Here is a 9465-nt window from a genome sequence, read left to right as displayed (position 1 = left end):
CCCAACCCTCTCCCGGAGGGAGAGGGGGTTATTGATGGATGGGGGTAGATCAGTGTGTCGGTCGTGGGTGTTTAGCCATGTGTCGGGTCGTATACCCCTTCTCCCCAACCCTCTCCCGGAGGGAGAGGGGGTTATTGATGGATGGGGGTAGATCAGTGTGTCGGTCGTGGGTGTTAGCTATGTGTCGGGTCGTGTACCCCCTTCTCCCCAACCCTCTCCCGGAGGGAGAGGGGGTTATCGATGGGCGGGGGTAGATCAGTAGATATTGTGTTGTCGTTGGTGTTACCGATGTGGCCGGTCACACATCGTATACTCCCTCTCCCGCTTGCGGGAGAGGGTTGGGGAGAGGGCATCCATTAAAACAGATCGTCCTGGCTCTGTTGATTATCCTGGGTATTGGGGGAGGAGTATTCCTGAGCGTCAGGGGTATCATCTGCCGGGATATCTTCTTCCCGGAAATACTCAGTGATGGCATTGCTTTGATTGCTGCGCGCCAGCAGGCCGGTGGCCGGATCGATGCGCACAGCGACAATATTATCCGGCTTGGTAAACTCATGCTCCGGTTTTTTATACAAAGCCACTTTCATGAAATCAATCCACATGGGCAGCGCTAAATTGGCAGCATACTCATGCAGCGAACGGGGATTATCGTAGCCCACCCAGGTGACAACCACGAGATCGGGATTAAAGCCGGCGAACCAGGCATCGACCTGGTCATTGGTTGTGCCTGTTTTGCCTGCAATGTCCTGACGGTTGAGTACACGTGCCGCTCGTGCAGTACCGTGCTGAACAACGTCTTTCATGGCGGTCGTCATCAGATAAGCCACGTCGGCAGGAATAACCCGTGGCGCTCTCGAGGACGCGTCAACTTGTTTGGGGTCGCAGTCTTCGCAGGCAATAGCAGGTTTTTGCTGCAATAATACTTTACCGTCATTGTCCGTGATGTGATCGATAATATAAGGCTCAATTTTATAACCGCCATTGGCAAAGACCGCATAAGCTGCCGTTAAATCAATGGGACTTACGGTTAACGTGCCTAACGCCAGCGACAGGGCGCGCGGCAGATTCTCTTTATGGAAGCCAAAATGGGTTGCGAAATCAATGGCGTAGTCCAGGCCTAAATCATCGAGCACGCGGATAGAAACCAGGTTGCGTGAGCGAACCAGGGCTTCCTTCAGGCGGGTAGGGCCGCCAAAGGTCTGGTTGTCGTTATGCGGACGCCACATGGTTGGCTGGCTGGGATCATCGACCACAATGGGGGCGTCATTGACCAGCGTGGCCAATGTATAGCCTTTGTTCAGGGCGGCGGCATAAATAAACGGCTTGAAGCTTGAACCCGGTTGCCTGCTCGATTGCGTGGCGCGATTAAATTTGCTCTTTTCGAAATTAAATCCGCCGACTAATGCTTCCAGGGCGCCATTTTTAGGATTCATGGCCACTAAAGCCGCCTCCGCTTCTGGAATTTGCGTCAGCGACCATTTATCTTCTTTATTGCGGACATAGATCACATCGCCAACCTTGACGACCTGGCTGGCGTTGCCAGGCGCTTTACCAACCCAGCCTTTGCGTAGGGCCGGCCTTGCCCAGGAGAGGCCTTCCCAGGGAATGGTTAATTCCTGACCCTGACGGGAGAGAGCCTGCGCTTCTTTATTTGCCACAGCCACGACCACAGCGGGCTCGAGATGGTTAACTGTGGGGTACTTACTCAGGAGCTTGCGTAATTCCTCGGTTGACTTCCCGTGAATGTTGCCGAGGTTAGTCACCGGGCCGCGGTAACCGTGGCGGTGATCGTAAGCAATCAGGTGGTTTTCGATGACGTCATTGGCAGCCAGCTGCAAGGGTCCTTGGATGGTGGTATAGACTTTATACCCTTTGGTATACGCTTTTTCTCCAAAATGCTCATAAAGCGATTGCCGGATCATTTCTGCCACATAAGGTGCTTTGACCTGGATATTGGTGCCATGGTAACGGGCGGTGACTGGTTGTTTGACGGCTTCATCATATTGAGCTTTGGTAATGTACTTTTCTTCCAAAAGCCGTTCGAGCACATGGTCGCGGCGCTTTTTGGCTGCAACCGGATTAACAATGGGGTTTTGAGTCGAGGGGGCCTGCGGCAAACCGGCAATCATGGCCAGTTCTGCAAGGTTCAACTCTTTTAAGGGCTTACCATAATAGATAATCGCGGCCGCACCCACACCATAAGCGCGGTTGCCGAGATAAATTTTATTAAGATACAACTCGAGAATTTTCTCTTTGCTGAGCTCCCGATCGATTTTAATGGCCAGCAGGATTTCATTGAATTTACGCAGAAAGGTCTTTTTACGGCTTAAAAGAAAGTTGCGCGCCACCTGCATGGTGATGGTACTGCCGCCCTGGGATTTGGTACCGGTCTGAATCATGCGCAGCGTCGCACGGCCCAAGCCAAAAATGTCAACGCCCGGGTGTTCGAAAAAGCGTTGATCTTCCGTGGCCAGCAGGGCGTAAACCAGGGTTTTTGGAATCTCGTCATAGGTTAAGGGGATGCGTCTTTTTTCACCGTATTCTTGAATTAACAAGCCTTCCTGCGTATAAATACGCAAGGGAACTTGCAATTGCACGGTCTTTAAAAAATCAATATCGGGTAGCTGGCTTTCCAGATAGATATAAAGAAAGCTGACGCCAATAATCAATAAAAAGAAAAGGCTGCATAATGCCCAGAGACCCTTACGCCAAAAATAGGCTGGCTTTTTCATACTGACTGAGATTCATCTTTAAAAGTAACAATGCTGCGATTATACCGCTATTTTGCAGAATATTGCGAATTTTAACCGGGAAGAAGAAGGGGGCCCCCTGAATAACAAGGGGCGGCATTTTATTCGTTAGGAGTAGAGGTGGGGGAAGGCGAAGAAGGTGTATCACTTTCTTTCCACTCCGGTGTGAGAGTGAGGGGATTATAACCTGAGAAAAACGGAAAGGTATGTATCCCGTAATAGGGTCCTCTGGCTCTGTTTTGCACAAGGCTTGCCAGGCCTTCTCTTGTCCCGGAATGACGAAATGTGCTGTTTTCTTCCCGTAATTTCAAGACTTCCACTTCCAATAACTTATAAGCCTCTTCTTTTTGTTTTAGTGATTGAGTGAGCGCTGTATTGTCAACTGTCAATGATTGAATGCGTTGTTGAAGTTCCTTAAGGGCCTGCTTCACCTCGCATAACGCTTGTTCCTGACGGACTTCGTGTTCATCTGATTCTTTTTTAAGAGCACTGTAGCGGTCTCCCAATTCGTCGTAAGCTGCTGTGGTTGCCTTTAAGGTTAGTTCAAGCGTGTGTTTGCTACCTGCCAACTCGTCCATTTGCTGAGTGATTACGTCCAGTTGTTCCAGTTTTTTCTGCAGCTCCTGATGGTTTTTCAAAAGCATTTCAAAACGGGCTGCCTGCTCCTCACATTGTTTTCTCAGAAGATCATTTTCCTTTTTTAAAGCGTCATTTTCTTTTTGCAGTTCCTCATGATTCTTCAGGTAGTCTTGATGCTCTTTAATGAAGGCTGAAATCATCAACTCGATTTCACTTAAGGTCGCTTTGTCCTGGATTGGGGCAGGGAATAAGGGAAACTGAAATTTAGAATGCGAAGAGAAAAAGATGTCGTTTAGAACTGTACCGCTGACAGTGTAGGTATAGCGGCTCATGACGCCTCGAATGCAACCTTTCATTTCCACTGTTTCTCCATTGTACAGTATGGAGTGTTTTTTTCCTTGGTCGGTTTTCAACAGCAAACCGCAATCGGCAACAAACGATCGCAGGATGTTTTTGACCAGGACGGCTTCTTCTGGAGACAATGAAGTTCCTTTTTCCACCAGAGGTCTGATGTCATTGATAACCGCTTTGGCATATTTCAAGAGAGGGAGTCTATCGTGATAACCTTTCGATTCAATTGCATTAATGATTTTACCCAGTTCTGTCACGAAGAGTTCGTGGGGTTTGGCGAAAAGCACATCTAATGCAACGTCAATATTCTGTGACTGAGTTTCCTCATAATAATTGATAATGACTCGAGCCACGGCGTTGACCAATTCTTGTAAACGAGACATACAAAACTCCTTTTTGCAGATAATCCGGAACAAATTGCCGGCGGTCTTTCACTATATGTAATTGCCGGCGTGAGAGCAAGGGTTATACAGATAGATTAATAGAAAAGTGAAATGGTTTTATTATGAAGAGTGTTAACTTGTTTGGTTGCCAGTGGTTAACAAGGTGAGGCGGTGAAGCGAATGCGAGAATAAATTAAGCAATTTGCCATTAATAAGTCAAATATCAGGTAGAATCTACTGAAAAAAAGGCAAAATATTCCATTTTTTAAACGCTTACGTTAACATGAAAAAAGCGTCATCGGTTTGGATACCATTATAGGTTTAAATATTAAGTATTTCAGTGCAGGGAGAAAAAATACGTGCTCAAACTGTTTAAACCTAAAAGCCGTTCAATCATTGGAATTGATATTACTTCTTCCTCTGTCAAAGTGTTGGAAATTTCAAGCACCGATAATAAATACCGCATTGAAGGGTATGGGGCTGAACCCCTGCCGGCTAACGCCATTGAAGGCAACACGGTCAAAGACATTGAGGCCGTGGCCATGTGCATCAAACGGGTTTTATCCAAAGCTCATTTATCTGGCAAACACGCCGTGGTGGCTGTTCCTGATTCAGCCGTTATCAGCAAGGTCGTTCAAATAAACGATGGGTTGAACGATGCCGAAATCGAAGAACTCATTGTCATGGAAGCTGATAAATACATCCCTTATCCAATCGATGAGATCAATATTGATTTTGAGGTCTTGGGTCATTCCCCGAAAAATTCCGCCATGCTGGATGTCCTGATTGTGGCCTCCCGCGCGGAGAATGTCGGCGGCCGTGTCGAAGCCGTAACCCGCGCCGGGCTTGAGGCTAAAATTGTGGACGTGGAGTCATTCGCCGTGGAGCGCGCCGCGCATTTGCTAGCCAAAGAGTTACCGGCACAGGGGCTGGATAAAATTGTCGCTGTTATTGACATCGGTGCCCTGTATACCCACCTTTTTGTCCTGCACGGCATGAAAATTATTTTTACCCGTGAGGAAGAGTTCGGCGGCAAACAATTAATTGATTCCATTGCTGCGCAGTATCAGGTGAGCTTTGAACAGGCCGCTTTAATGAAGGCGGAGGGTAACCTGCCAGAAAATTATGAAGAAGAAGTGCTTGCTCCCTTTATTGAAATGATTTTGTTGCAGGTGAAACGGACCCTGCAATTTTTCTTTTCAACCAGCCATCATGGTTTTGTTGATCATATTATTTTAGCCGGTGGTGTGGCCCGATTGCCTAATCTGGCTGGCCTGGTACAGGAAAAAACAGGGATACCGACCAGTGTGGCTGACCCCTTGCATGAAATGGATTTTGGTAAGCACGTTAATCGCGATGAGGTCGTCAGTCAGGCGCCGTCGTTATTGGTCGCTTGCGGTCTTGCTCTGAGAACAGTAGGGTGATGCGATGACAGAAATAAACCTCTTACCCTGGCGGGAAATCAAGCGCGAACACGAAAAAAAGCAATTCACCACCATGCTGCTTGCTGCCCTGATTTTTGCCGCAGGTACCGTCTTTCTGTTTAATTATTATGCTACGAGCCTCGTGGATGGCGAGACACAACGCAATCAGCGTCTCCAGGATGAAATTAACACGCTCAATCAGCAGATTGAGGAAATTAAAAAGCTGAAGGAAATCCGGGAAGCCTTGATCTCGCGCATGACCATTGTTCAGAATCTGCAGGCTACGCGTACGCTTACTGTGCATCTTTTTGACGAGTTGGTTAAAGTTGTGCCGGATGGGGTTTATTTAACGCAGGTACAGCGTAGTGAAGACCGGATCACAGTACTTGGGTATTCCGAATCCAATACCAACGTGTCCATGTTGATGCGCAATATCGAACGCAACCCCTGGATTAAAGATCCGGTACTTACGGAAATTAAAAAAACAACAGCTAATCCTGCGGCGGCTGATCCCAATGCCCCGGCGGATACAAAGACCAGCAATAAAAATGAATTTAAATTAAGTTTTATCTTAAAACCTGAGTTGAAGCAGGAATTGCAGCCTTCAACCACGAACCCGGTTAAACCAAAACCATGAACAATTTTAATCTCAATGAATTGACGTTTGATAATGTGGGGCAGTGGCCGGCGCCGGTTAAGTATTTTATGGCGGTATTACTGGCACTTATCCTCATTGGGATTGGTTATTGGGTAATCGTGAAACCCAATTTCGAGCAGCATGATGCTTTACTCGCCCAGCAGGCTACGCTCAAAACAGAATTTGAACAAAAGCAGCAGCAGGCAGTGAATTTACAGGCTTACCGCGTTCAACTTCAGATTATGAATGAGCGTTTTGGCAATATGCTTAAGCAATTGCCGGCACAAAACGAAATGCCTGGTCTGCTGGAAGATATCTCGAAAACCGGTATTTCAAGTGGCTTGACATTCGAACTCTTTGCGCCGCAGCCTGAGGTTGTCCATGATTTCTACGTGGAATTACCCATTAATATCACGGTGGTGGGCAATTATCACCAACTGGCGCTGTTTTTAAGCCGTATTGCCGAGATGAGCCGCATTGTTACCCTGCATGATTTTGAAATTGTCAATCTTTCTGATAAAAATAAACAACAACCCGGCGCTAAACCCGTGACTAATCCTGATCTTTTGGAAATGAAAATTACAGCAAAAATATACCGGTACCGGACACTATGACCGTCAAGACAAGCGTATTGCACAAGGCCGTATTATTAAGCCTGGCTGTTATCCTGGCAGGATGCACCTCGTCTGCTGATTCGGAGCTGACGCGTTACATCAATGCGATCAAATCAAGACCCGGCAGGCCCATTGAGCCCATCCCGCAAGTAGCGCCGTTGCCCAAATTTACTTACCCTGAAGTGGATAGCCGCCGCAGCCCGTTTAAACCCAAAGAAATCAAAATCACCGAAGACAAACTGGCGCCCAACACCAATCGCCCCAAGCAACCGCTGGAACAATACCCGCTGGATTCCCTCAAATTCGTGGGTGTATTAAAAGAAAATGCGACAGTCTGGGGATTAATCAGCAAGCCCGACGGCGAAATCGTGCGGGTTAAGCCGGGTGATTACATGGGGCAGAATTTTGGAAAAATTATAAGCATCAGTAACGAGTTATTGAAGTTGGAAGAAACAACACAAATTGCAGGGAAGTGGAAGAAGCAAATCACCACGATTAATTTAAACGCGCCTCAATAGGAGTCTACCTTGCGTAAGATGATTACAGCGTTACTATTGACCTTTTGCCTGGGGCAGGTCTTTGCCAAAGATAACGCGTTGGTAGGGATTAAGACCATGCCGCTACCGGATAACCGCGTGCGCCTTGATTTCCAGTTTGCTGAACCGGTCAAGCAGATGCCTGCAAGCTTTATTACTCAAAAGCCGTCGCGGCTCATTCTGGATTTTATTCACAGCGCCAATCAGCTGCATCCCGCCATGCAGACCAAGAAAATCGACATTGGTTCCCTGACAGACTATAAAATTGTTTCTGTCGGCGACAGGGTACGGGCTATCCTTAATCTCGACGGTTCAGTCGCTTACTCCGGTTATGTGACTGGCAATGTGTATTCCCTGACCTTAAGCGGCAAGAGCAATCAACTCTTCCAGGAAAGAAAAGAAATTTTTGTCAGTAACCGGGCGGCATCCAATACCAAACACCGGATTAACAACATTGATTTCCGTGGCACCACTAAAAGGGGACGCGTGGTCGTTAGCGTGTCTGACAGCAGTATCCCTATTGATGTCACTCAGACAGGCCGTGAAATTGTGGTTAATTTTATGAGCACCAGCGTGCCGCCGCAATTGGCCAAGCGCTACGATGTGCGTGACTTTCAAAGCCCTGCGCAATTAATTTCGGTGCAGCAGGAAGGAAAAAATGTCCGTATGACGCTGACATCCAAGGGTGATTATGGCCATTTTGCTTATCAGGTGAACAAGCAGTTCATGGTCGATGTCTTCCCGCTAACCGAGGAAGAGATCAAACAGGCTAAATTGAAGAAAGAAGTCTTTGTCGGCAAACGCATCTCCTTGAACTTCCAGAATATTCCGGTGCGCTCCGTGCTTCAGTTGCTAGCTGAATTTACCGGCATCAACATTGTGGTCAGCGATAAGGTCACCAATAACATTACCCTTCGCTTAAATGATATTCCCTGGGATCAGGCGCTGGATATTATCCTTAAAACCAATGGCCTGGATAAGCGCAGAACCGGAAATATAATGATGATTGCTCCGTCGGAGGATTTGTTAAAGCGTGAAAAAGAAGAATTGAAAGCGCAGCAGGAAGTGACAAGTTTAGCCCCGCTTCGTTCCGAACTGCTGCAGATCAATTACGCGAAAGCAGCGGATATTGCCACGCTTTTAAAGGATAAAAACACGTCGCTGTTGTCCAAACGCGGTAATCTGAGCGTGGATGCGCGCACCAATACCATTTGGATTCAGGATACCGGTCTTCAAATTGAAGAAATCCGCGAATTGGTCAAGCAGCTGGATATTCCAGTCAAACAGGTACTCATTGAAGCACGGATTGTGAACGTGACGAAAGATTTCGCCCGGGATTTGGGGATTCGCTTTGGTGTGTCAAGACCCACTCACTTAAGCGGTACCTTAAGCGGTGCCAACCAGATGGAGCAGGGCATTGCGCCGGCAGACGTCACGCCGCTGGCGGATCGTTTAAACCTCGATTTAGCCGCGGTACCGGTTTCTGCATCGCCTGCCTCCATTGGTATTGCCTTAGCGAAGCTGGGCGATGGCATTCTGCTGGATCTGGAACTCTCGGCGCTGGAAAGCGAGGGACGGGGTGAGGTCATTGCCAGCCCGCGATTAATCACCACCAACCAACAGGCGGCTGTCATTGAATCGGGTGAGGAAATCCCTTATCAGGAAGCAACTTCAAGCGGAGCCACGGCCGTTGCGTTCAAAAAGGCGGTATTGAGTCTTAAGGTGACGCCGCAAATAACACCTGACAGCAAAATCATGATGGATTTGCAGATTAATCAGGATACCCCTTCCGCTCAAACGTTTAATGGCGTACCCTCCATTCTCACTAAAGAGATACAGACCAATGTCTTGGTGAATAATGGCCAGACCATTGTTTTGGGGGGAATTTATAAACAGGATAAAAACAATGCCATTAATCGCGTACCTTTCCTGGGAGAATTGCCTGTGGTTGGTGCATTATTCCGAAATACATCCACATCAATTAAAAATGAGGAGTTGCTCATTTTCATTACTCCTAGGATAATAACAAACACCTTGTCCATTACCACCGTTGAAGGACGGGGAAAGGCGGTTGCCAAGGGTTGTGAGTTGGATAAATTCGGGAAGCCTGTCGGGCCTTTTAAATAAAGGCTCACACTATGTTAAACAACATGGATATTGCGTTTATTCATGTTCAGCGAAGAGGTATGTA

At 47.5% G+C, this 9465-nt stretch carries 7 protein-coding genes; 5 read left to right on the top strand and 2 right to left on the bottom strand.

Annotated elements, in window-relative coordinates; all coding sequences use genetic code 11:
• Window positions 1-356 precede the first annotated feature (356 nt).
• Both Lery_RS10525 and Lery_RS10520 read right to left on the bottom strand, forming a co-directional pair.
• Window positions 357-2732 (bottom strand): penicillin-binding protein 1A, encoded by a 2376-nt coding sequence (locus tag Lery_RS10525; protein WP_058527215.1) that lies wholly within the window; start codon window positions 2730-2732, stop codon window positions 357-359.
• Window positions 2733-2851: 119 nt separating this feature from the next.
• On the bottom strand, window positions 2852-4063 hold the full coding sequence (locus Lery_RS10520; RefSeq protein WP_058527214.1) for a hypothetical protein: 1212 nt from the start codon (window positions 4061-4063) through the stop codon (window positions 2852-2854).
• 359 nt (window positions 4064-4422) lie between these two features.
• On the opposite strand from Lery_RS10520, the gene Lery_RS10515 reads away from it, so the two are divergent.
• The 5 genes from Lery_RS10515 to Lery_RS10495 are packed head-to-tail and all read left to right on the top strand — an operon-like array spanning window position 4423 to window position 9401.
• Window positions 4423-5487, top strand: a complete 1065-nt coding sequence (locus tag Lery_RS10515) for a pilus assembly protein PilM (RefSeq protein WP_058527213.1) — start codon at window positions 4423-4425, stop codon at window positions 5485-5487.
• 4 nt (window positions 5488-5491) lie between these two features.
• On the top strand, window positions 5492-6124 hold the full coding sequence (locus Lery_RS10510) for a PilN domain-containing protein (protein ID WP_058527212.1): 633 nt from the start codon (window positions 5492-5494) through the stop codon (window positions 6122-6124).
• Window positions 6121-6738 carry a type IV pilus inner membrane component PilO gene (locus tag Lery_RS10505; protein ID WP_058527211.1) on the top strand — a complete coding sequence of 206 codons (618 nt, stop codon included), beginning with the start codon at window positions 6121-6123 and terminating at the stop codon, window positions 6736-6738. The genes Lery_RS10510 and Lery_RS10505 overlap by 4 nt, the downstream gene beginning before the upstream one ends.
• On the top strand, window positions 6735-7256 hold the full coding sequence (locus tag Lery_RS10500; protein WP_058527210.1) for a pilus assembly protein PilP: 522 nt from the start codon (window positions 6735-6737) through the stop codon (window positions 7254-7256). The genes Lery_RS10505 and Lery_RS10500 overlap by 4 nt, the downstream gene beginning before the upstream one ends.
• Before the next feature lie 9 nt (window positions 7257-7265).
• Window positions 7266-9401, top strand: coding sequence for a type IV pilus secretin PilQ (locus Lery_RS10495; RefSeq protein ID WP_058527209.1), 2136 nt, complete (start codon window positions 7266-7268; stop codon window positions 9399-9401).
• Window positions 9402-9465 lie beyond the last annotated feature (64 nt).

Origin of the sequence: Legionella erythra (assembly GCF_001467615.1) — a bacterium.
GTDB classification, from domain to species: Bacteria; Pseudomonadota; Gammaproteobacteria; order Legionellales; family Legionellaceae; genus Legionella_C; species Legionella_C erythra.
This window is presented reverse-complemented; position numbering and strand designations above follow the sequence as displayed.